Origin of the sequence: Mitsuaria sp. PDC51 (assembly GCF_900113225.1) — a bacterium.
Lineage (GTDB): Bacteria > Pseudomonadota > Gammaproteobacteria > Burkholderiales > Burkholderiaceae_C > Roseateles.
In genome coordinates, this window is the sequence record NZ_FOZE01000001.1 from 81971 (window position 1) to 103215 (window position 21245).

At 72.1% G+C, this 21245-nt stretch carries 20 protein-coding genes and 1 riboswitch; of the genes, 6 read left to right on the top strand and 14 right to left on the bottom strand.

What is annotated here, in order from left to right; all coding sequences use genetic code 11:
• Nucleotides 1-8: 8 nt before the first annotated feature.
• Complete coding sequence (locus BM393_RS00380) at nucleotides 9-659, bottom strand: class I SAM-dependent methyltransferase (protein WP_091719948.1); 651 nt, start codon at nucleotides 657-659, stop codon at nucleotides 9-11.
• Between the two features lie 202 nt (nucleotides 660-861).
• On the opposite strand from BM393_RS00380, the gene BM393_RS00385 reads away from it, so the two are divergent.
• On the top strand, nucleotides 862-1356 hold the full coding sequence (locus BM393_RS00385; RefSeq protein ID WP_141225177.1) for a hypothetical protein: 495 nt from the start codon (nucleotides 862-864) through the stop codon (nucleotides 1354-1356).
• 74 nt (nucleotides 1357-1430) lie between these two features.
• Nucleotides 1431-3479, top strand: a complete 2049-nt coding sequence (locus BM393_RS00390) for an alkaline phosphatase (RefSeq protein ID WP_217648363.1) — start codon at nucleotides 1431-1433, stop codon at nucleotides 3477-3479.
• Between the two features lie 143 nt (nucleotides 3480-3622).
• Here BM393_RS00390 and BM393_RS00395 read toward each other — a convergent pair whose 3' ends face one another.
• From BM393_RS00395 to thiC, 7 genes are all read right to left on the bottom strand, one after another.
• Nucleotides 3623-3967 (bottom strand): type II toxin-antitoxin system ChpB family toxin, encoded by a 345-nt coding sequence (locus BM393_RS00395; protein ID WP_091719961.1) that lies wholly within the window; start codon nucleotides 3965-3967, stop codon nucleotides 3623-3625.
• Nucleotides 3961-4212 carry an AbrB/MazE/SpoVT family DNA-binding domain-containing protein gene (locus BM393_RS00400; protein WP_091719965.1) on the bottom strand — a complete coding sequence of 84 codons (252 nt, stop codon included), beginning with the start codon at nucleotides 4210-4212 and terminating at the stop codon, nucleotides 3961-3963. The genes BM393_RS00395 and BM393_RS00400 overlap by 7 nt, the downstream gene beginning before the upstream one ends.
• A gap of 257 nt (nucleotides 4213-4469) precedes the next feature.
• Nucleotides 4470-6089 carry a bifunctional hydroxymethylpyrimidine kinase/phosphomethylpyrimidine kinase gene (locus tag BM393_RS00405; protein ID WP_217648364.1) on the bottom strand — a complete coding sequence of 540 codons (1620 nt, stop codon included), beginning with the start codon at nucleotides 6087-6089 and terminating at the stop codon, nucleotides 4470-4472.
• A 56-nt stretch (nucleotides 6090-6145) separates the two neighbouring features.
• Entirely contained in the window at nucleotides 6146-6952 is an 807-nt protein-coding gene (locus BM393_RS00410) for a thiazole synthase (protein ID WP_091724886.1), read from the bottom strand.
• 10 nt (nucleotides 6953-6962) lie between these two features.
• The gene (gene thiS, locus BM393_RS00415; RefSeq protein WP_091719973.1) at nucleotides 6963-7181 is read right to left on the bottom strand and encodes a sulfur carrier protein ThiS; all 219 of its coding nucleotides are present in this window, start codon (nucleotides 7179-7181) and stop codon (nucleotides 6963-6965) included.
• Complete coding sequence (locus BM393_RS00420) at nucleotides 7178-8254, bottom strand: FAD-dependent oxidoreductase (RefSeq protein WP_091719976.1); 1077 nt, start codon at nucleotides 8252-8254, stop codon at nucleotides 7178-7180. Before BM393_RS00420 ends, thiS begins: the two co-directional genes overlap by 4 nt.
• A 5-nt stretch (nucleotides 8255-8259) precedes the next feature.
• Nucleotides 8260-10149 carry a phosphomethylpyrimidine synthase ThiC gene (gene thiC / locus BM393_RS00425; protein WP_091719979.1) on the bottom strand — a complete coding sequence of 630 codons (1890 nt, stop codon included), beginning with the start codon at nucleotides 10147-10149 and terminating at the stop codon, nucleotides 8260-8262.
• A 122-nt stretch (nucleotides 10150-10271) separates the two neighbouring features.
• A riboswitch (TPP riboswitch) is annotated at nucleotides 10272-10407 on the bottom strand.
• Between the two features lie 234 nt (nucleotides 10408-10641).
• Between thiC and BM393_RS00430 the strand changes: the two genes are divergently transcribed.
• Nucleotides 10642-11469 (top strand): energy transducer TonB, encoded by an 828-nt coding sequence (locus tag BM393_RS00430; RefSeq protein ID WP_091719982.1) that lies wholly within the window; start codon nucleotides 10642-10644, stop codon nucleotides 11467-11469.
• Between the two features lie 27 nt (nucleotides 11470-11496).
• Here BM393_RS00430 and BM393_RS00435 read toward each other — a convergent pair whose 3' ends face one another.
• A complete protein-coding gene (locus tag BM393_RS00435; protein WP_091719985.1) occupies nucleotides 11497-12438 on the bottom strand; it encodes a LysR family transcriptional regulator in 942 nt (313 codons plus the stop codon).
• Between the two features lie 199 nt (nucleotides 12439-12637).
• On the opposite strand from BM393_RS00435, the gene BM393_RS00440 reads away from it, so the two are divergent.
• Nucleotides 12638-13264, top strand: a complete 627-nt coding sequence (locus BM393_RS00440) for an FMN-dependent NADH-azoreductase (RefSeq protein ID WP_091719988.1) — start codon at nucleotides 12638-12640, stop codon at nucleotides 13262-13264.
• 114 nt (nucleotides 13265-13378) lie between these two features.
• Nucleotides 13379-14251 carry a pirin family protein gene (locus BM393_RS00445; RefSeq protein WP_091719992.1) on the top strand — a complete coding sequence of 291 codons (873 nt, stop codon included), beginning with the start codon at nucleotides 13379-13381 and terminating at the stop codon, nucleotides 14249-14251.
• Between the two features lie 126 nt (nucleotides 14252-14377).
• On the opposite strand, the gene BM393_RS00450 is transcribed toward BM393_RS00445, so the two are convergent.
• The 3 genes from BM393_RS00450 to BM393_RS00460 are packed head-to-tail and all read right to left on the bottom strand — an operon-like array spanning nucleotide 14378 to nucleotide 18050.
• Nucleotides 14378-15328: a pirin family protein gene (locus BM393_RS00450; RefSeq protein ID WP_091719996.1), complete on the bottom strand. Its 951-nt coding sequence runs from the start codon at nucleotides 15326-15328 to the stop codon at nucleotides 14378-14380.
• The gene (gene cueR / locus BM393_RS00455) at nucleotides 15325-15828 is read right to left on the bottom strand and encodes a Cu(I)-responsive transcriptional regulator (RefSeq protein WP_091719999.1); all 504 of its coding nucleotides are present in this window, start codon (nucleotides 15826-15828) and stop codon (nucleotides 15325-15327) included. Before cueR ends, BM393_RS00450 begins: the two co-directional genes overlap by 4 nt.
• Entirely contained in the window at nucleotides 15825-18050 is a 2226-nt protein-coding gene (locus BM393_RS00460) for a cation-translocating P-type ATPase (RefSeq protein WP_091720001.1), read from the bottom strand. Before BM393_RS00460 ends, cueR begins: the two co-directional genes overlap by 4 nt.
• A 158-nt stretch (nucleotides 18051-18208) precedes the next feature.
• On the opposite strand from BM393_RS00460, the gene BM393_RS00465 reads away from it, so the two are divergent.
• Entirely contained in the window at nucleotides 18209-18403 is a 195-nt protein-coding gene (locus BM393_RS00465; RefSeq protein ID WP_091720003.1) for a heavy-metal-associated domain-containing protein, read from the top strand.
• A 15-nt stretch (nucleotides 18404-18418) separates the two neighbouring features.
• On the opposite strand, the gene BM393_RS00470 is transcribed toward BM393_RS00465, so the two are convergent.
• Together BM393_RS00470 and BM393_RS00475 are read right to left on the bottom strand one after the other, a co-directional pair.
• Nucleotides 18419-20578 (bottom strand): xanthine dehydrogenase family protein molybdopterin-binding subunit, encoded by a 2160-nt coding sequence (locus BM393_RS00470; protein WP_091720006.1) that lies wholly within the window; start codon nucleotides 20576-20578, stop codon nucleotides 18419-18421.
• A gap of 2 nt (nucleotides 20579-20580) precedes the next feature.
• Nucleotides 20581-21051, bottom strand: a complete 471-nt coding sequence (locus BM393_RS00475) for a (2Fe-2S)-binding protein (protein ID WP_217648365.1) — start codon at nucleotides 21049-21051, stop codon at nucleotides 20581-20583.
• Nucleotides 21052-21245 lie beyond the last annotated feature (194 nt).

The following is a 21245-nucleotide window of genomic DNA, read 5'->3' on the forward strand; positions in this document are numbered from 1 at the left end:
TCGGCCGCTCAGCGGCGGCCCTTGAGCAGGTACGCGGAGGCGAGCCAGCGGCGCTCGACCTCCGCGTCGGCCATCCGGGCCTCCAGATGTCGCCAGGGGCAGTCCAGCCCGTCCATGCGCAGGATCGAGTGCATCGCCGCGCCGAGCACGAAGCAGTTGCTCATCGGCATCCACGGCGGCGCCCAGGCCAGCCCGGCCGCGACGATGCGCGCGCCCGGCTTCAGCACGGCGAGTGCGCGGTCGACGGCCTCGATGCTCTGCAGCACGTCGTGCGTGAAGAAGAACAAGGCCGCGTCGGCGCGGCGAGCGCCGAGCGCGGACGCATACGGTGCCTCCTCGGCTGTGGTCGGGAGGTAGTCGACCGGGGTGTCGAGGTGATCGGTGAGCGCGCGCTGGCGGGCCTGCCGCATCATCGTCTCGCAGGGTTCGACGGCGACGATCCGCCCCGTCGGTCCGACCGCCTCGCTGAGCCCGGGCAGGCTCAGGCCCGTGCCGGCGCCGATGTCGAGCACCGTCTGCCCCGGCGCCAGGGCCAGCGCCGCGATCGCCTCGCGCCGCAGCGGGGCCACGGGCATCAGCTCGTAGTCGTAGATCGGCGCGCGGCGCGCGTACAGCGCGTTCAGGGCCTGCAGCGCCGGCCGGGTGTCGGGCGTGTTCATGAGCTCCCTTTTTTTCGCGGGCCAGCTTCGCGTGGCGCCTCGCGCGGTGTCAAGCAAGAAAAACGGTGCGTCACGGAACCGTCATCCGCTGCCGAAAGAATCGCGGCCCATGTGCGTCGAACTCACCACAGGTACGCGGCTTGCCCGGCGTGCCGCCCGCGTCCTCCCGGCTCTTTGTGCGGCCCTGCTCGTCATGGCCACGATGCTGACGGCCCGAGCCGAACCCGCCGCCCGGGACACTCCCGCGCCGGTGGCCACGGCGACCGAGGCGGCCGACCTCAAGTTCTCCCAGTTCTTCAAGACGCCGATCGGCCCTGCGGGCCTGGAACCGTCGGACGTGCTGCGCGCCGCCGACGGCCGTCCGGTGCGCCTGGTCGGCTACATGGTCGCGCAGGAACAGGCCCGGCCGGGCCGCTTCTGGCTGACGCCGCGGCCGGTGCGCATGAGCGAGCACGCCGACGGCGAGGCCGATGACCTGCCCGCCGCGACGGTGACCGTGCTGCTTGATCCGTCGCAGCAGGGTCGCCTCGTCGCCCATCGCGACGGGCTGGTGTCGCTGACCGGCACGCTGTCGGTGGGTCGCGTCGAGGACGAGACCGGCCGCGTGTCCTGGATCCGCCTGCGCCTGCCGCCCGGAGCGTTGGAGGCCGAGGCCGCCTCGGCCACGCGGCCCGATGGCGCGGGCCATCGCCACTGAGCGCGCCCGCGCACGCCCGGCGTCCCCGCAGCCCCTCCGCCCCTCTACCGATTCCTTCGATTCGAGCCCCGATGATGAAACACCTGCCTTCCTTGCTCGCCGGCGCTTGCGCGCTCCTGGCGCTGAGCGCCGCCCACGCGGCTCCCACCGTGACGCGCCTCACGCCGCCCAGCGAGTTGTTCTCCAGCGGCCGTCCCGAGCCGGTCATCGCGCGTTTCCTGCCCGGCCAACGTTTCGACCTGCAGGCCACGATCAAGCCCGATGCGGGGCAGCGCATCACCGCCGCGCGCTTCCTGATCGACGGCAAGCCGGTCGATGCGACCGTCGCGCTGCGCGACTGCGCGGCCGGCTGCGTCAAGGGCGTGGCGGCGGAGACCGCGATCGCGACGGTGCGCGCGGTCAGCCTGCAGAAGGCCGGCCGTCATACCTTCAGCGTCGAGGCGACCCAGGCCGACGGCCAGACGGTCAGCGCCACCGGCAACCTCGACGTGGTGTCCTTCACCACGGCCATGGGGCCCAAGGTCAAGAACCTCATCATCCTGGTGGGAGACGGCATGGGCGCGGCGCAGCGCACGGCCGCGCGCATCGTCAAGGGCGGCTACGCCCAGGGCAAGGTGATCCAGCCGCTGGCGATGGACACCTTCCCGGCGACCGGGATGGTCAAGACGGCCTCGCTGAACTCGGTGGTGACCGACTCGGCGCCCGGCATGACGGCCTACGTCTCCGGCAACAAGAACAACAACAATGAAGAGGGCGTGTTCCCGGACGACACGGTCGATGCCTTCGACAACCCGCGCATCGAATACCTGTCCGAATACCTGCACCGCACGCAGGGCAAGGCGCTGGGCGTCGTCACCACCGCCGACGTCTTCGACGCGACACCGGCCGGCAACGCGGTGCACACCAGCAATCGCGGCGCGGGCACCGGCATCGTCGACCAGTTCTTCGACGACCGCGCGCGCACCGGCCTGACGGTGCTGCTGGGCGGCGGTCGCAAGTGGTTCCTGCCCGCCGGCACGGCCGGCTCCGAGCGCGCCGAGGCGAGCGACTACGCCTTCTCCGCGAGCGATCCGCACACCGCGGAGATCGTGAAGCGCTGGGGCGCGGCGCCGGGCGCGAAGGACAAGGGCCGCGACCTGATCCGTGAGTTCCAGGACGCGGGCTACCGCTATGCGCCGACGCGGACGGCGCTGGACGCCGCTGTCGCCGGCGCGGGCGCTGACAAGCTGCTAGGCCTGTTCGCTTTCTCCAACATGAATGTGGCGCTGGACAAGATCGATGGCCGCCGTGGTGCGAAGAAGGGCCTGGCCGGCGGCAGCGTCGTGGACGACTACGGCTTCCCCGACCAGCCGATGCTGGACGAGATGGCCCAGGCCGCGCTCGCGACGCTGCGCAAGCAGCCCCAGGGCTTCGTGCTGATGATCGAGGGCGCTTCGATCGACAAGCAGGCGCACAACATGGACAGCGAGCGCTGGATGCTCGACACCATCGAGTTCGACCGTGCGGTGCAGGTGGCGCAGGACTTCGCGCGGGAGCAGGGCGACACGCTGGTGATCGTCACCGCCGACCACGAGTGCTCGGGCGCGGCGCTGATCGGGGGCTCGATGCTGACCGACCAGGCGCTGCTGGACGCGGCGACGAAGAAGGGCGCGGCCAACCTGCGCGACAAGGTGGTCGGCGTCTACGAGAAGGCGGGCTTCCCGCGTTATCGCATCGCCGCCGACGGCTATCCGGAAGCGACCGACATCGACTACCGCCTGCTGGTGGGTTATGGCGCGAACGCGGACCGCTACGAGGACTGGCGCACCAACCAGACGCCGCTGCGCGATGCGCAGCAGCCGCTGGCCAAGTCGGAGCCGCTGAAGTGGTACCCGGCCAATGCGGCCGAGCGCGACGACGCGCAGGGCGAATTCCTGGTCACCGGCCAGGTGCCCGGCGAGCAGGCGGTGCACACGGCGACGGACATCCCGCTGTCGGCCTTCGGCCCCGGCGCGCTGGCCTTCACCGGCGTCATCGACAACACCGATGTGTTCTTCAAGCTGGCGCAGGCGGCGGTCAAGGGCACGACGGCGCCCGCCGACGCCTCGGGCGCGAAGCGGCCGGCGAAGTCGCCGCGACAGTGAGCGCCGCGACGGCGCGGTAGCGACTGCGGGCGACCCGTCGACCCATCGACACGGCAACCCGCAACCCGCAACCCGCAACCCGCAACCCGCAACCCGCAACCCGCAACCCGCGATTCTCGGCTGGCGACTGGCGACTGGCGACGCTAAGCCAATATCGCCGACAGCCGCGCGACGGCCTCCTCGATCACCTCCGGCGGCGCTCGCTCGATGCGACGGGCCTGTCGCGCTTCCAGGTCCATCATCCGGATCTTGTTGATCAGCACCGCACCCTGGGTCTTGCAGCCCGTGCCCGTCAGCATCACCGCGAAGCCGGCATGGCGGGCGAAGTCGCCGCCTTGCGTGATGGGTGCCACCAGCACGTCGCCGAGCCGGTTGAAGGCCTGCGGCGTCAGCACCAGCGCCGGGCGCGCCCCCCGCTGCTCTCGGCCGAGCGTGGGATCGAAGGGCACGGCGACGATGTCGCCGCGATCGAAGGCCTTCCTCACCACGCCTCACCTCCCTCGGGCTTGAGCGCATCCCAGGCGGCCATGTCGGCCGGGGGCGGGGCCGAGAGGTCGCAGGCGGCGATCATTTCGTCGAGCGTGTACTTGCGCTTGGGCGTCAGGACGAGCCGGCGGTCCGCCGTCGTCTCCAGCGTCAACGCGTGGCCGGCGGCCAGGCCCAGGTCCCGCAGCACGGGGGGCGGGAGAATCAACGCGGTACTGTTCCCCATTTTCTTCAACACCACTTCCATGACCGTTCCTTCCCGCGGCAGACAGGTCCGCATTCTAGGCAGGCTGGCGGTCTCAAGTAAAACAAAGTTGTACGATCGTTGCCTGGTCGGAAAGACCGCCGTAAGCGGTCGACTGACGGGCCTTGCGGCGGCATGCATCGAACGAGCAACCATCGTCCACGAGTCGGCCTCGATCGGAAATCGCCAAGAAGGGCGCCGCCCATCGGGGGAATCGGCGGGCCGTTTGGGGGGCGATGGTGGGGGTTGAAAGCCAGGCGTCAGGCTCGGACCGAGGGCTCGGCCCGATCCCCCTGGGGGACCATCGCCTCCGCTGCCCGCACCAGGCACATCGCCGACGCGCCGGCGGCAAGGCCGGCGCGCCACTGCCGGTCCTCCAGGACGCCACCGATGCCGACCACCGGCACGCCAGCCATCCGCGACCACCAGCGCAGTTGCGCCAGCCCCTGCGGGAGCCAGGGCATGTCCTTGGTCGTCGTCGGCCAGAGCGGACCGCAGGCGATGTAGTCGGGCGCGAGGCCGCGGGCCCGGCACAACTCCCACAGGCTGTGGCTCGACAAACCCAGCCGCACGCCGTGCCGCGCGCGGCGCTGCCACAACGCCTCGCGGTCCTCGCCCGCCTGGCCGGCCCAGTCCTCCTGACCCAGGTGCAGCGCCCGCGCGCCCTCGTCGAGCGCCAGCCGCCAGTGGTCGTTGATCCACAGCGTGCTGGAGCGGCCGGCCATGTCCCGCACCGCCTCGCGGATCGCCGCGCGCAGCCGGTCCTCATCGACACCGGCACCGCGCTTGATGCGCAGCTGCACATGCTCGAAGCGACCGCTGAGCGCCATCGCGGCGACACGCTCCGGGCGGTCGGTGATCGCGTAGAGACCGCCGGCAAAGGTCGGCGGCCGGCGCGAGGCCGGCCACAGGACTTCGCGCCAGCGCGTCAACGTCGCCCGGTCGGGCGCGGTGTCGTCGCCGAAGCCCATCACCGGCATCGCGCGCGGGTCGTCGACGAAGCGGCGGTCCGGTCGCAGCGGTCCCGGGCCCGCGCCGGCCGCATGGCCGTCGCGCAGCGCCGACCAGGTCAGCATCTTCGCGAGGATCACCGCGTCTGGCACCGCGAAGCCGCGCGCCAGCGCCGCCGCCGCCGCGGCCGCGAAGGTGCAGCCGCTGCCGTGGTGATGCGCCGACGCGCCATCGCGACCGGACAGCCGCGGCAGCGCGATCCAGCCCGTCGCCAGCGGGCTGTCGAGCCAGTCCAGCGACAGCCCATCGGCCAGCGCCGCGTCGTCGCCGCCGGTGACCACCACGGCCTGCGCGCCCAGGCCGCGCAGCATCGCGGCGAGTTCCGGCACCGGCAGTTGCCCGTGCGCGACGCCCAGCAGCCGTTCCGCCTCGCGCCGGTTCGGCGTCAGCAGGGCCGCGGCCGGTACGAGCTGATGGCGATAGGCGCCCAGCAGCGCCTCGTCGCAGAAGGCAGCGCCGCCCGCACTCGCGCCCAGTACCGGATCAACCACCAGCAGCGCGTCGCCGCTTTGCGCCAGCAAGGCATCGACGGTCGCCGCGCTCGCGAGCAGCCCGGTCTTGATCACGCGCGGCGGCAGGTCCTGCCGCAGCGCGCTCAGCTGCGCGCGCACCTGGTTCGGCGGCAGCGGGAAGACCGCGTTCACGCCGAGCGAGTGCTGCGCCGTCACCGCGGCCACCACCGGACACAGATGCACACCCATCGCCGCGGCGGCGCGCGTGTCGGCGCTCAGACCCGCGCCGCCGCCGCTGTCGGTGCCGGCGACGCTCCAGATCACCGGGGGCGACGGGTCTTCGGTCCACGGCGTCAGCGCTGCGAGGTCGGGATCGACCGCCTCGGCCCACGGCGAAGGCAGGCTCGGATGCGGCACCAGAGGCGAAGGCAGTGCGCTGCCTGACGGCGATGCCCGGCGGTTCTCGCGTTCGCTCATGCGTCCCCCAGCAGGAAGGCGTGGCCGCTGACCGGCGTGCTCGCGACGGCGAACGACTGTGCCGCCATCAGGCCGGCGCGCCAGGCTCGCCGTCCCGCGCCCACCGCGTCGCGGAACGCGCCCGCCATCGCGACGGGGTCGCCGGCCTGCGCCACCGCGCTGTTCAGCAGCACCGCGTCGAAGCCCAGTTCCATCGCCCGCGCCGCCTGCGACGGCGCGCCCAGTCCGGCGTCGATGACCAGCACCGTGTCGGGCAGGCGCTCGCGCAGCGTGCACAGGCCATGCAGGTTCAGCAGGCCCTGGCCGGAGCCGATCGGCGCGCCCCAGGGCATCAGCAGCGGGCAGCCGGCGTCGAGCAGCCGGCGGCCCAGGATCAGGTCCTCGGTGCAGTACGGGAAGACGATGAAGCCCTCACGCGTCAGCTCGGTCGCGGCGGCGACGAGCTCGAAGGGATCGGGCTGCAGCGTGTGCTCGTCGCCGATCACCTCCAGCTTGATCCACGCGGTGCCGTAGAGCTCGCGCGCCATGTGGGCGAGCTGCACCGCCTCGCGCGCGCTGCGGCAGCCCGCCGTGTTGGGCAGCAGCCGCGCGCCCTGTTCGCGCCCGGCGGCCAGCGCCTGCGCGAGCGCGCCGTTGTCGCCCGCCTGCAGCGTGCGCTTCAGGCCGACCGTCAGCACCTGCGACGAGGACGCGCGGATCGCCTCGCACAGCACCGCCGGGCTCGGATAGCCGGCCGTGCCCAGGAAGAAGCGGCTGTCGAGCGCGACACCGTCGATCAGCAGCGGATCGGATCTGTTCGTCATGTTCGTCATCTCAGCCTCCGACGATCGGTTGGAAGAACAGGACGACGTCGCCGTCGCTGAGGGCCGTCGCGGGACGCGCGTCGCGCGGCACGAAGCGGCCATTGAGCGCCGTTGCGACTGCGGCGGGCTCGCGCCGTTCGAGTTCCAGCAGTTGCGCGAGCGTCGCGCCGGCGGGCAGCGCCACGGCGCGGTCGTCGAGCCGCACGGTGATCGAGGGCAGGGCGGTCATGGGAAAGTCTCCAGGGAATCGGTGGCTGGAACGCGCTCGCCGATGAGCGCGCCGAGCGTGGCCAGGCCGGCCTCGCCGAGCAGCCGCTCGACCAGCGCGGGCGCCAGCAGCCAGCCGTGGCGGTACAGGCCGTTGAGCCGCAGCAGGCCGGGCTCGTGATGGGTGAAGGGCAGGTTGTCGGGGAGGGCCGGGCGCAGATGGCGATCCAGCCGCACGATGCGCGCCTCGGACAGCGCCGGCAGCACGCTCTGCGCCGCGGCCATCAGTTCGACGGCGGAGCGCAGCGACATGGGGCTGCGGTCCTCGCTCTCGATCTCGCTGGCGCCGACGACGAGTTCCTCGCCGGAGCGGGGGACCAGATAGACGCGATGGCGCGGATGCAGCAGCCGCGCGGGATGCCTCAGGCCATGGCTTGGCAGCGACAGCGTGACGATCTCGCCCCGCACGCCGCGCAGCGGCAAGGGCGGCCGCGCGCCCAGACCGCGCGCATCGATCGCCCAGTCGCCGCGCCAATGCCCACCATCGGCGAAATGGAACTCGCCCGGCAGCACTTGGTCGACGGGCCGCGCCCAGTGCCAACGCACATCGGCCGCGCCTGCCTGCAGCGCGGTCATCGCCGCGAGCGGCGAGATCAGGCCTTCGCGCGGCAGCAGCCAGCCGCGCAGGCCCGGCGCGAGCATCGGCTCCCGGGCGCGCAGCGCCTGGGCATCGAGGGGCTCCGCGCCCGGCATGCGCATCAGCGCGCGCTGCGCGGCGCCCAGATCCGCGCGATGCGCCAGCAACAGGCTGCCGTTGGCCTGCAGCGGCACGGGCAGCGGCAGCGCCGCCACGATGCCGGGCCACAGCGCCAGCGAACGCCATCCCAGCGCGGCGACCGCGGCGCCGCCCTGCTCCTGCTCGGCGAGCGGGCTCAGCATGCCGGCCGCGCTGAACGCGGCGGCCCCCTGCGCGTCGAAGGCGGGCGCCGGACCGGGCGACGCGTCGAAGACCTCGACGCGATGCCCGGCGCGCGCGAGCGCCCACGCGAGCAGCCGCCCGGCGAGCCCCGCCCCGGCGATGGCGATCGCGGCCATCGCGCTCAGTCCTGGCGGATCGGGATGTAGAGCTCGGCGCCGCCGGCGCGGAACTCCGCGCTCTTCTCGCGCATGCCGTCCTCCAGCTGCGCGCTGTACTCGCGCACGTCCTGCGTGATCTTCATCGAGCAGAACTTGGGCCCGCACATCGAGCAGAAGTGCGCCACCTTCGCGCTGTCCTTGGGCAGGGTCTCGTCATGGAACTCGCGCGCCGTCTCCGGATCCAGGCCCAGGTTGAACTGGTCCTCCCAGCGGAACTCGAAACGCGCCTTGGACAGCGCGTCGTCGCGGGCGCGCGCCGCTGGATGGCCCTTGGCGATGTCGGCCGCGTGCGCCGCGATCTTGTAGGCCATCAGGCCCTGCTTGACGTCGTCGCGGTCGGGCAGGCCCAGGTGCTCCTTGGGCGTCACGTAGCACAGCATCGCGCAGCCGAACCAGCCGATCATCGCGGCACCGATGCCGCTGGTGATGTGGTCGTAGCCGGGCGCGATGTCCGTCGTCAGCGGGCCCAGCGTGTAGAAGGGCGCCTCGTCGCAGTGCTTGAGCTGCTCGGTCATGTTGGCCTGGATCATGTGCATCGGCACATGGCCCGGGCCTTCGATCATGGTCTGCACGTCGTGCTTCCACGCGATCTTGGTCAGCTCACCCAGCGTGCGCAGCTCGGCGAACTGGGCCTCGTCATTGGCGTCGGCCAGCGAGCCCGGCCGCAGGCCGTCGCCCAGCGAGAAGCTGACGTCGTAGGCCTTCATGATGTCGCAGATCTCTTCGAAGTGCGTGTAGAGGAAGTTCTCGCGGTGGTGCGCGATGCACCACTTCGCCAGGATCGAGCCGCCGCGCGACACGATGCCGGTGCGGCGCTTGACCGTCATCGGCACGAAGGGCAGCCGCACGCCGGCATGGATGGTGAAGTAGTCGACGCCCTGCTCGGCCTGCTCGATCAGCGTGTCGCGGAAGAGCTCCCAGGTCAGGTCCTCGGCCACGCCGCCGACCTTCTCCAGCGCCTGGTAGATCGGCACGGTGCCGATGGGCACGGGGCTGTTGCGCAGGATCCAGTCGCGCGTGGTGTGGATGTTGCGGCCGGTGGAGAGGTCCATCACCGTGTCCGCGCCCCAGCGCGTGGCCCACACCAGCTTCTCGACCTCCTCCTCGATGCCCGAGCTCACCGCCGAGTTGCCGATGTTGGCGTTGACCTTGACCAGGAAGTTGCGGCCGATGGCCATCGGCTCGAGTTCCGGATGGTTGATGTTGGCCGGGATGATCGCGCGGCCGCGCGCGACCTCGTCGCGGACGAACTCGGGCGTGATGGTCCCCGGGATCCGCGCGCCCAGGCCCTGGCCGGCCAGGCGCTGCTCGCGCTCGCTGTCGGCGAGGTACTCGTGCATCCAGGCGCGGCGGCCGTTCTCGCGGATGGCGACGTACTCCATCTCGGCGGTGACGATGCCGCGGCGCGCGTAGTGCATCTGCGTCACGTTGGCGCCGGACTTCGCGCGCCGCGGCGTGCGGTTCAGCGCCGCGCTCTGCGCGCGCAGCGCCTGCTGCTGCGCGGCCTCGCGCAGGCCGTCGTCGAAGAGCTGGATCGGGCGGCCGGTGTAGGCCTCGGTGTCGCCGCGCGATTCGACCCAGGCGGCGCGCGTGGCGGGCAGGCCGCGGCGCACGTCGGTAGTGACGGCGGGATCGGTGTAGGGCCCCGAGGTGTCGTAGACGGCGATGCGCTCGCCGTTGGTCAGCGCGATCTCGCGCAGCGGCACGCGCAGCTGCGGATGCAGCACGCCGGCCTCATGCGTCTTGGTCGACGCCGGCAGCGGCGCGCGGCTGGCGGCGAGGCGGTCATGGAACTCCGCGGCGGCATCGGGGCTTGCGGCGGTCGGGGGCAGGTTGTGCGTCAGGTCCAGCATCAGGGTCTCCGGTTGGGCGCCGGAGGCTGGACTGAAGGGAACGCGGGCGGGAGGAACTGGGCCCTTCTCGTGGCACGGCGCACGGGCGGCGCGCATGGACGCGAGGGGATCGCCGAGGTGCGCCTGGAAGGGCGGGCTCTTCTTACGCCGGTACGAACCGGATCAAGTTCAGCGGGTCCACAGCTTCATCGCCATGTCTCAGCCCGTGCCGCGCCGCGCTGTCGCGCGGATCGGCCCAGGGCACCCCGGAGCAGGCGCGCAGTATAGGCCGGTCGACGCGCGGACCCGCGAGATCGTGACTTCCTCGACGCCATCGGCCCTGCGGCCCGCTGTTACATCCTGATTCCGGGCAAACCCCGAGGTCTCGTCACGGTGGTGACTTCTTACACTGCGGCGCTCATGCCGGGGCGCGAGAACCAAGACCAAGAGCCGTAGACAAGACCGGCGTTGTCTCCAAAAGAGAGCAACCAGCGCAATCGAGAGGGTGGAGTGATGAGCAGCCGTAGTCTCCTGAACGTCCGGCGTCACGGTCTGGCGTTGTGCCAGGTCTTGAGCTTGTCCCTGGTCGCGATGGCCGCGCAGGCGCAGACGGCGACGTCCGCCGCACCCGCCGCGCCCGCCGATCCCAAGGCCCCGATGAGCGATGTCGACCGCGCCAAGCGCGATGCCGACAAGGTCTTCCAGTGGATCAAGTTCCACGCCGAGAAGGGCGAGAAGAAGACCCCCGAACGACATGAGGCCAAGGCCGACGCGGCCAAGCCCGTTGCCCGCGCGGTGGCCACGGCCGCGCCGGCGCCGGCGCCCGCGGCGCGCCGCCAGGACCTCGATCCCGCGGCCGAACGCGCGCTCGCCACGCGCAACGCCGCGCAGGAGGCGCCCGCGATCGCCGCGGCCAGCGCCTCGCCCGCGCCGCTCGCGCAGACGGCAGCCCAGACGGTGGCGCCGCCCTCGACCGCGCCGCAGCCGCTGTCGGAGGCGCCCGCGCCGCAGGTCGTGTCGATGGCCGCGCCGTCGATGGCCGCACCGGCCGGCCGTGCGCCCGAGCCGGAACCGGCCGAGGCCGACGAGCCGGTGCCGCTCAAGCTCGTCCGCAAGGTCGATCCCGAGTACCCCCGCGCCCTGCTGGCCCAGCAGCGCCAGGGATCGGTGCTGGTGCAATTCACCGTCCGGCCGGACGGCTCGGTCGATGCGGCGCAGGCGATGCGTTCGCCCGATCGCAAGCTGAGCGCCGCCGCGATCAACGCGGTCAAGCAATGGCGCTTCGAGCCGATCCCGACGCCGCGCCAGGTGAGCGTGGAGATCGGCTTCCAGGTCGATTGACGCGAGGCGCCGCCGCGACGGCGACGCTCAGAGCCCGTACATCGCCGCCTGGTCGAAGGGCGCGAGCTCCGCGGCCATCGCGTCGAGGAACAGCCGCGTGCGCAGCGGCATCAGCCGTCGCTGCGGGAATACCGCCCAGCAGGTCGACGGTTCCGCGCACCAGTGCGGCAGCACGCGCGTCAGCTCGCCGCGGTCGACGAAGCCCTGCGCGTACTGGTTGCCGACCCAGGTGATGCCGAGCCCCGCGCGGGCCATGTGCAGCAGCATGTCCGGCGCGTTGACCAGCGTGCGGCTGTCCGGCACGCCGACCCACTCCGTCCGCTGGTCGGCCTTGCCGTCGACGATCCCGGACAGGCGCCACGGCAGCGGCTCGCCGGCGCGGCCCAGGATCATCAGGCCATGCATGCTCAGCAGGCCCTCGGGCAGCTGGGGCTCGCCATGGCGCTGCAGGTAGGCCGGCGACGCGTACAGCCCGCTGCTGAAGATCGCCAGCCGACGCGCCGCCAACTGGCTGTCCGGTGGCAGCTGGCCCATGCGCACCGCGATGTCGAAGCCTTCCGCGATCAGGTCCACGCGCCGGGGCGACAGGTCCAGCTCCAGTTGCACCTCCGGGTAGTCGCCGACGAAGCGGCTCAGCATCGGCGTCAGCATCTGGTGCGCGAAGTCCGCCGGCATCGACACCCGCAGCCGACCGGTGGGTCGCTGCTGCCGATGCAGCGCCAGCGCCAGCGCGCCGTCCACCTCGCCCGCCAGCGTCCGCGCATGCTCGAGCACGCCCTGGCCGAACTCGGTCAGCGTCAGCCGCCGGGTGCTGCGCTGGAGCAGCTTCTCGCCCAGCCGTTCCTCCAGCGCCGCGATGCGCCGCGACACCGTCGACTTGGGCAACTGCAGCCGCTCGGCCGCGCGGCTGAAGCTGCCGCTCTCCATCACGCGGGCGAAGACGAGGAGGTCGTCGGCATCAAGGCTCATGGGGGCATCCGTCGAAGAGGGGGGCAGAGGGGGAACGAGGGAAGAGCGGAGGGGCGGGAAGGGGAGAGGTGGATTGTTCGCCCAATGGAACAATCTTATCCAGTACGGCGTCTTCTGGTGTTGGAGGGGGATCAATACAGTTCATTCCATCCCATCACACCCCCGGCTGATTCAGCCGAAACGCCCGGAGAAACGCACCATGAACATCCTCCAGATCAATTCCAGCGCCCGCCGTCTGCATGAAGGCCAGGGTTCGGTCTCGACCCTGCTGGCCAATGAAGTGGTCCAGCAACTGGTCGAGCGCAACCCCGGCGCGAAGACGGTGGTGCACGACCTGGCGGTGCGTCCGCTGCCGCCGATGGACGAGGCCACGCTGGGCGCGCTGTTCACCCCGGCCGACGCCCGCAGCCAGGCGCAGGCCGACCGCGTGGCGTTCAACGACCAGCTGATCGCCGAACTGCAGGCCGCCGACGTGATCGTGCTGACCGCGCCGATGATCAACTTCGGCGTGTCCTCGCAGCTGAAGAACTGGATCGATGCCGTGGCCCGCGCCGGCGTCACCTTCAGCTACGGCGCCAACGGCCCGGTCGGCCTGGTCACCGGCAAGAAGGTCATCGTCGTCAGCTCGCGCGGCGGCGTGCACCGCGGCCAGCCGACCGACAACATCGTCCCCTACCTGCAGGTGACGCTGGGCTTCCTGGGCATGACCGACGTGAAGTTCGTGCTGGCCGAGGGCCTGAACATGGGCGAGGAAGCCGCGGCCAAGGGCCTGGCGGTCGCCCGTGAGGAAATCGCCGCGCTGTTCGGCGAAGCGCAGCCGGCCTGAGCTCGACCGCTTTCGACCGTTTTTGACCGTTGCCCACCCGATGCGGGTGGGCCCCTCCGGGGGAAGGGCCTCTCCCCCTCGTTCGACAATCCCTCTTTCTGGAAAGGATCCATCATGACCGCCGCCACCCCTGCCACCCCTCTTCGGACGCCCCGCCAGGTCGAGCGCCTGGTGCAGGGCAGGGCCACCCGCGACGGCGCGGGCGTCAAGCTGACGCGCGTGCTGACGCAGGACCTGCAGCGGCGCCTGGATCCCTTCCTGATGCTGGACGCCTTCGGCACCGACGACGCCGACGACTACATCGCCGGCTTCCCCGACCATCCGCACCGCGGTTTCGAGACCGTGACCTACATGCTGGAAGGTCGGATGCGCCATCGTGACTCGGCCGGCCATGAAGGCCTGCTGGGCCCGGGCGGCGTGCAGTGGATGACCGCCGGCCGCGGCGTGATCCATTCGGAACTGCCCGAGCAGCAGGAAGGCCGCATGGAAGGCTTCCAGCTGTGGCTGAACCTGCCGGGCCGCGACAAGATGCGCGACCCCTGGTACCGCGACATCACCAGCGCCGAGATCCCCGAGCTGGCGCTGCCAGGCGCGACGGTGCGCGTCATCGCGGGCGAGAGTCAGGGCGTGGCGGGCGCGGTGCAGCGCGACGCGACGCAGCCGACCTACCTCGACATCCGCCTCGAGCCCGGCGCAAGTTTCGAGCAGGCGCTGCCCGAGTCGCACAACGCCTTCGTGTACGTGTACCGCGGGGCGCTGCGCTTCGACACCGGCTGCCTGGTGCCGAGCGGCCGGATGGCGATCCTGGCCAACACGGCCGGCTCGGACGGCGTGCGGCTCACGGCGTCGGAGGAGGGCGCGCGTGTCATCCTGGTGGCCGGCCAGCCGCTGGGCGAGCCGATCGCGCAGTACGGCCCGTTCGTGATGAACACCGAAGGCGAGCTGCTCCAGGCCGTGCGCGACTTCCAGGCCGGCAAGTTCGCCTGAGCCCCGGTCCGACTCGACGCGCCGCCAGCGACCCTCCCGGGTCGCCGGCGGCGCGTGACCGCTTGCGGCAGCCGTCGGCCCGACAAGCCGACCGCGGGCGGGGACGCGCGCCCCGCCCGCGACTTCTCATCGCGGCGTCTTGAGCGGCGGCACCACGGGCGCCAGCAGCCGCGGCCCGTCGAAGCCCTGCACCGCGCCGAAGCGGCCGCCGTCCTCGCGGCTGTTCCATTCCTCGGCATAGGCCTGCATTTCCTCGCGGTTGCGGCCGACGAAGTTCCAGAACAGCAGCACCGGCTCGCCGAAGGGCGGGCCGCCCAGCAGCAGCGCGCGGCTCTTGCCGCCGCCCGACAGCAGCTTCAGCGATTGCGCGCCCGGCGCCAGGTACAGCAGCTCGCCGGGCTTGCTGGCGCCGGCGGACTCGCCGTCCAGCGTGACCGAGAGCTCGCCCTCCAGCACCATCAGCCCGTACTCGTGGTCCGGATGCAGCGGCAGCGTCGCTTCGGCGGCGCGCGTCGCGCTCAGGTCCATGCCCAGCAGCGGCGTGTGGCTGGGCACCGGCGAGCGCTGGCCGCCGAACTCGCCCACCAGCAGCATCGTCTCGAAGCCGCCGGTAGCGAACGACGGCAGTTCCGGGAAGTGCTGGAAGGCCGGCTCGCGATGGCGCACCGCGTCGGGCAGCGCGATCCACAGCTGCGCCAGCTGGAGGCGGTCCGACTGTGATTCCTCGGTGTGGCTGATGCCCCGGCCCGCGGTCATGAGGTTCACCTGGCCGGGCCGCAGCATCTGCTCGGAGCCCAGGCTGTCGCGATGCAGCACCTCGCCCTCGATCATCCAGCTGAAGGTCTGCAGCCCGGTGTGCGGATGCGGGCCGACGCGCATCGCCGTCTCGGGCGTGAGGTCGGCCGGGCCGGCGTGGTCCAGGAAGCACCAGGCGCCGATCATGCGGCGTTTGGCGGTGGGAATCGCGCGGCGGATGCTCAGGCCGCCGACATCGCCCAGGTGCGCGCCGATGCGCTCCCAGCGGGCGGGGACGGGGTCGGCATGCGGGCCGATGGCCGGGTCGAGGGGGACGCTCATGGGAGGGCTCCTTGTGAGAGGTCGTCGAGGATGGGGCAGTCGGGGCGGTCGTCGCCGTGGCAGCAGCGGGCCAGCTCGGCCAGCGCGCGCCGCATGGCCTGCATCTCCGCCAGCCGGCGGTCCAGGTCGGCGATGTGGGCCTCGGCGATGCGCTTGACCTGGCCGCTGGCGCGGCGGCGGTTCTGCCAGAGCTTGAGCAGCTCGGCGATCTCCGCCATCGAGAAACCCAGGTCGCGCGCGCGGCGGATGAAGCGCAGCGTGTGCACCTCCTTCTCGCCGTAGAGGCGGTAGCCCGAGCCGGTGCGCGCCACCGGCGGCAGCAGGCCGAGCGACTCGTAATGGCGCAGCATCTTCGGCGAGACACCGGAGCGCTCGGCCGCCTGGCCGATCGTCAGCGGCGCGGCGTCGTTGGCGGGCACGCCGTTGCCGGCGTCGGCCGCCTCGTCGCGGCGGTGCCTGGCGCCGGCGGCGCGTGTCCTCATCGGGGCGGCAGCGGTCATCGGGCGGATCCCTTCCAGCGCTTGAGCAGCAGCGCGTTGCCGAGCACGGAGACGCTGGACAGCGCCATCGCCGCGCCGGCGATCACCGGGCTCAGCAGTCCCAGCGCCGCCAGCGGCACGCCCAGCAGGTTGTAGATGAAGGCCCAGAACAGGTTCTGGCGGATCTTCGCGACCGTCGCGCGCGACAGCGCGATCGCGTCGGCGACCAGTCGCGGGTCGCCCCGCATCAGCGTGATGCCGGCGGCTTCCATCGCCACGTCGGTGCCGCCGCCCATCGCCAGGCCGACATCCGCCGCGGCCAGCGCCGGCGCGTCGTTGATGCCGTCGCCGACCATCGCCACGCGCGCGCCGCCGTCCCGCAGCCCGGCGACGATGCGCGCCTTGTCCTCCGGCAGCAGCTCGGCGCGGACCTCGTCCAGGCCCAGTGCGTCGGCCGCCGCCCTTGCCGCCGCGGCGTTGTCACCGCTCAGCATCAGCGTGCGCAGGCCCAGCGCCTTCAGCTCGGCGATCGCCGCGGCCGAGGTCGGCTTGGCGCGGTCGCCGAAGGCCAGCATCGCCAGCAGCACCGGCGCGCCCCCGGGCTCGACCGCCGCCAGCCACGACAGGGTGTGGCCGCGCGCCATCTCGGCGTCCGCCTGCGCGGCCAGCGGCGACAGGTCGACGCCCAGCGCCGCCATCCAGCGCCCGCTACCCAGCTTCAGCGCGCGGTCCTGGACGCGGCCCTCGATGCCGCGTCCCGCGACCGCACGGACGGCGGTGGCCGGCACCGTCGCCAGCGCGCGCCCGGAGGCGGCGTCGCGCACCGCGCGCGCCAGCGGATGTTCGCTGCCTTGCTGCAGCGCCGCGGCCAACGCCAGCGCTTCGGCCTCGTCCTGGCCCGGCACCGCCGCGAAGGCGGTCAGCCGCGGCTTGCCCTCGGTCAGCGTGCCGGTCTTGTCGAACACGACCAGGTCGACGCGCCGCGCCTGCTCCAGCGCCTCGGCATCCTTGATCAGCAGGCCGCGTCGCGCCGCGACGCCGGTGCCGACCATGATCGCGGCGGGCGTCGCCAGTCCGAGCGCGCAGGGGCAGGCGATCACCAGCACCGCGACCGCATGGATCAGCGCGCGCTCCCAGTCGCCGCTCGCCAGGCCCCAGCCCACCAGCGTGATGGCGGCGATCACCAGCACCGCCGGCACGAACACCGCGCTCACCTGGTCCACCAGGCGCTGGATCGGCGCCTTGTGCGCCTGCGCCGACTCGACCAGCCGCACGATGCGCGACAGCGTGGACTCGGCCCCCAGCGCGGTGACCTCGACCAGCAACAGGCCCTCGCCATTGACCGCGCCGCCGACGACGCGGTCGCCCGCGGCCTTCTCGACCGGCAGGCTCTCCCCGCTGATCAGCGATTCATCGACGTGGCCCGCGCCTTCGCGGATGCGGCCGTCGGCGGGAATGCGCTCGCCGGGGCGCACGACCATCAGGTCCCCCAGCCGGAGCTGCGCGAGCGGCACGTCGATCTCCCGTAGCGCATCGGCCGGGCCGCGGCGCACGCGGGCGTGCTCGGGGCGCAGCTGCTTCAGCGCGGCGATGGCGCTGAGCGTCTGGCGCTTGGCGCGTCCCTCCAGCCACTTGCCGAGCAGCACCAGCGTGATCACCGCGGCGGCCGATTCGAAGTACAGCGCGCCGCTCGCCGGTCCTTGCCGGAGCAGCTCGTAGACGCTCAGCCCGTAGGCGGCGCTGGTGCCGAGCGCGACCAGCAGGTCCATGTTGCCGCTGCGGTCCTTCAGTGCGGCCCAACCGGCGCGGTAGAAGCGCGCGCCCAGCCAGAACTGCACCGGCGTGGCCAGCACCAGCTGCCATCCGCCGGACAGCATCAGGTGCCCGCCCCAGAGCATCGCGACCATCGGCGCGATCAGCGGCAGCGTCAGCAGCGCCGCGACCAGCACCGGCCAGCCGGTGGCCGACCAGGGCGGCGGCGCGGGGGGCGCGTCGTCCTCGACGGCGAGCCGGCGCGCCTCGTAGCCAGCCTTGCCGATGGCTGCGACCAGCGCGGCCGCGTCCACGCCGGGCAGCAGGCGCACGGTGGCGGTCTCCAGCGCGAGGTTCACCTGGGCGTCCTCGACGCCGGGCACCTTGCGCAGCGCGCGCTCGACGCGGTTGACGCAGCTCGCGCAGGTCATGCCGGCCACGGCGAGCTGGAGCTCGCCGGCCGGCGCGGTGGGGGTGGGGGCGGTGTTCATGGCGGCAGTCTCAAGCTTGCCATGATGGGAAGGTCAAGGCCATGCCCCGGATGGGAGAAGCGTCATGCGGCGCTCGCCTTGACCCTGCCACGATGGCAAGGTTTAACCTTCGGGCCGTTCCTCCCGTTCCTCCCGTTCCTTTTTCCCAGGAGTTCCCCATGCATGAATTCAAGCTGCCCGACATGAGCTGCGGGCACTGCCTCGCCGCCGTGACCGAGGCCGTCAAGGAGGCCGACGCCAAGGCCGAGGTCGATGTCGACCTGCCGCAGAAGACGGTGCGGGTGGAAAGCGGCCTGAGCCGCGAGCAACTGGCCGGCGTGCTCAGCGAGGCCGGCTACCCGCCGGCCTCCTGAGTCCGCCGCGGGCGCTCAGGCCCGCTTCAGCGCCTCGCCGTCGAACGGCAGCTGGCGCAGCCGCTTGCCGGTGGCCGCGAAGATCGCGTTGGCCACGGCCGGCGCGATCGGCGGCGTGCCCGGCTCGCCGATGCCGCCGGGCGCCTCGCTGCTCTGCACGATGTGCACGTCCACCTTGGGCATCTCGTTCAGGCGCAGCACCGGGTAGTCGTGGAAGTTGCTCTGCTCGACCTTCCCGTCCTTGAAGGTGATGCGCCCATAGAGCGCCGCGGACAGGCCGTAGACCACGGCGCCCTCGATCTGCCGGGCGATGGTCTGCGGGTTGACGGTCTGGCCGCAATCCACCGCCGCGGTCACGCGATGCACCTTGATCGCCCCGTCCTTGCTGACGGACACCTCGGCCACCTCGGCCACCCAGGTGCCGAAGCTCTCCGCCACCGCGATGCCGCGGTGCCGGCCCTTGGGCAATGCACGGCTCCAGCCGGCCTTCTCCGCCGCGAGCAGCAGCACGCCGCGCGCGCGAGGATGCTTCTCCAGCAGCGCCAGGCGGTACTTCAGCGGATCGGCCTTGGCCGCGTGCGCGAGTTCATCGATGAAGCTCTCGATGAAGAACGCGTTCTGCGAATGCCCCACCGAGCGCCAGAACCACACCTGCGGGCCCGGCTCCGCGCGGCCGTAGGCGACGCGCTGATGCGGGATCTCGTAGGGATGGTCCGCCAGGCCCTCGACGGCCATCGCGTCGACGCCGTTGTCGGGGATCTTCATGAAGCCGGAGGCGGCCATGATGGACGGGCTCGCGACCTCGGCCCGCAGCATCAGCGGCTGGCCCTTGTCGTCGAGCCCGGCCTCGAAGCGCACGCGCGAAGTCGGGCGGTAGTAGCCCGCGGCCATGTCGTCCTCGCGGGTGTAGACCAGCTTCACCGGGCTGCCGCTGAGCTTGGACAGCAGCGTGGCGTCGATGGTGAAGTCCGGCGCGAAGCGGCGTCCGAAGCCGCCGCCCAGCAGCAGCGTGTTGACCTTGACCTTGGCCGGCGTGACCTGCGCGACCTGCGACAGGATGCCCTGCGCCGGTCCCTGGCTCTGCGTGCCGGCCCAGATCGTGACCTCGTCGCCGCGCACCCAGGCCAGGCAGTTCAGCGGCTCCATGCAGGCGTGGGCGAGGTAGGGCACGTCGTACTGCGCGGTCAGGCTACGCGCTGAATTGGCGCTGCCATCCTTGACGTTGCCGGTCTCGCGCGCGATCGCGCTGGGGTTCTGCAGGGCTTCGTCCAGCGTCGCCGAGACCTTGTCGGTGGACAGGTCCGCGTGCGCGCCCAGATCCCACTCGATGCCGAGCGCGTCGCGCCCCTGCTTCGCGGCCCAGTAGCCATCCGCCAGCACCGCCACGCCGGACGGGATCGCGATGACCTTGCGCACGCCCTTGATCGCCTTGGCCTTGCCCTCGTCGAAGGCCTTGGGCTTGGCGCCGGCGATCGGCGCGCGCGCCATCACCGCGACCAGCATGCCCTCGACGTGCGCGTCGATGCCGAACTTGGCGGTGCCGTTGATCTTGGCCGCGCTGTCCAGGCGGCGCGTGGGCTTGCCCATGATGCGGAAGTCCTTGCGGTCCTTCAGCACCGGCTTCTCGGGCACGGCCTGTTTCGCGGCGGCCTCGACCAGCGCGCCGTAGCCGAGCTGGCGGCCATTCGGGCCGATGACCTGGCCGCGCTCGGTTCGCAGCGACGCGGCATCCACGCCCCACTGCTGCGCCGCGGCCGCGACCAGCATCTGGCGTGCCGCCGCGCCGGCCTGGCGCACCGGCGTCCAGTGCGCGCGCACCGTCGTGCTGCCGCCGGTGGCCTGCATGCCGAACATCGGGTTGTTGTAGGCGGCGCTGGCCGGCGCCTGCTCGACCGAGACCAGCGCCCAGTCGGCGTCCAGTTCCTCGGCCACCATCATCGGGATGGCGGTCAGCACGCCCTGGCCCATCTCGGCCGAGCCGCAGACCACGGTGACCTTGCCGTCCGGCGTGATGCGCAGCCAGGCATTGGGTGCGAAGGTGTTGCTGGCGGGGGCCGAGGCGGCCTGTGCCAGCGCGGCGCGCGTCGTCGCCAGCGGCAGCGCGAAGGACAGGGTCAGCGCCGCGCCGGTCTTGAGCAGCCCGCGGCGGCTCGGGGATTCGACGGTGATGCCCATGATCAGCCTCCCTTCGCCAGCGTGGCCGAGGCGTCGTGGATCGCCGCCCGGATCTGGTTGTAGGTGCCGCAGCGGCAGACGTTGCCGCTCATCGCGCCATCGATGTCCGCGTCGGTGGGCTTCTTCTTGCCGGCCAGCAATGCGCAGGCGCTCATGATCTGGCCGCTCTGGCAATAGCCGCACTGCGGCACGTCGATCTTGAGCCAGGCCTTCTGCACCGCCCGGCCGGTGGGCGTGGCGGCCACGCCCTCGATCGTCGTGATCTTCTTGCCGGCCGCGGCCTCCAGCGGCGTCTGGCAGGCGCGCACCGGCTGGCCGTCCAGGTGGACGGTGCAGGCGCCGCACAGCGCCATGCCGCAACCGAACTTGGTGCCGGTCAGCTGCAGGTCCTCGCGCAGCGCCCACAGCAGCGGCATCTGCGGATCGGCATCGAGCGTCACCGCCTTGCCGTTCACGGTCATCGAAATGGACATGGGGGTTCCTCCTGGGGGCGCCTGGGGCGGATCCACCGCGCCCGGTCCTTCGCGAAGGGGCCGGGTCTTGCGGCGGGGGTGCGCAAGGGTAGCGCTTTCGCTTCAAAACCGTGCAGGGACAGGTCTTGATGCCGCCTTCGAGGGTCCACCCGGCAGGGTTCACCCGCACGAGAGGGCGATGGGCGCACCCGAAT

Bases quoted from the DNA above. Each gene is read 5' to 3' on its own strand.
- BM393_RS00465 (WP_091720003.1), top strand. From the start codon at position 18,209: ATGCATGAATTCAAGCTGCCCGACATGAGCTGCGGGCACTGCCTCGCC.
- BM393_RS00450 (WP_091719996.1), bottom strand. From the start codon at position 15,328: ATGAGCGTCCCCCTCGACCCGGCCATCGGCCCGCATGCCGACCCCGTC.
- BM393_RS00470 (WP_091720006.1), bottom strand. From the start codon at position 20,578: ATGGGCATCACCGTCGAATCCCCGAGCCGCCGCGGGCTGCTCAAGACC.
- BM393_RS00410 (WP_091724886.1), bottom strand. From the start codon at position 6,952: ATGACGAACAGATCCGATCCGCTGCTGATCGACGGTGTCGCGCTCGAC.
- BM393_RS00460 (WP_091720001.1), bottom strand. From the start codon at position 18,050: ATGAACACCGCCCCCACCCCCACCGCGCCGGCCGGCGAGCTCCAGCTC.
- BM393_RS00445 (WP_091719992.1), top strand. From the start codon at position 13,379: ATGACCGCCGCCACCCCTGCCACCCCTCTTCGGACGCCCCGCCAGGTC.
- BM393_RS00390 (WP_217648363.1), top strand. From the start codon at position 1,431: ATGAAACACCTGCCTTCCTTGCTCGCCGGCGCTTGCGCGCTCCTGGCG.
- BM393_RS00430 (WP_091719982.1), top strand. From the start codon at position 10,642: ATGAGCAGCCGTAGTCTCCTGAACGTCCGGCGTCACGGTCTGGCGTTG.
- BM393_RS00385 (WP_141225177.1), top strand. From the start codon at position 862: ATGCTGACGGCCCGAGCCGAACCCGCCGCCCGGGACACTCCCGCGCCG.
- BM393_RS00400 (WP_091719965.1), bottom strand. From the start codon at position 4,212: ATGGAAGTGGTGTTGAAGAAAATGGGGAACAGTACCGCGTTGATTCTC.
- thiC (WP_091719979.1), bottom strand. From the start codon at position 10,149: ATGCTGGACCTGACGCACAACCTGCCCCCGACCGCCGCAAGCCCCGAT.
- BM393_RS00380 (WP_091719948.1), bottom strand. From the start codon at position 659: ATGAACACGCCCGACACCCGGCCGGCGCTGCAGGCCCTGAACGCGCTG.
- thiS (WP_091719973.1), bottom strand. From the start codon at position 7,181: ATGACCGCCCTGCCCTCGATCACCGTGCGGCTCGACGACCGCGCCGTG.
- BM393_RS00420 (WP_091719976.1), bottom strand. From the start codon at position 8,254: ATGGCCGCGATCGCCATCGCCGGGGCGGGGCTCGCCGGGCGGCTGCTC.
- BM393_RS00475 (WP_217648365.1), bottom strand. From the start codon at position 21,051: ATGTCCATTTCGATGACCGTGAACGGCAAGGCGGTGACGCTCGATGCC.
- BM393_RS00435 (WP_091719985.1), bottom strand. From the start codon at position 12,438: ATGAGCCTTGATGCCGACGACCTCCTCGTCTTCGCCCGCGTGATGGAG.
- BM393_RS00440 (WP_091719988.1), top strand. From the start codon at position 12,638: ATGAACATCCTCCAGATCAATTCCAGCGCCCGCCGTCTGCATGAAGGC.
- cueR (WP_091719999.1), bottom strand. From the start codon at position 15,828: ATGACCGCTGCCGCCCCGATGAGGACACGCGCCGCCGGCGCCAGGCAC.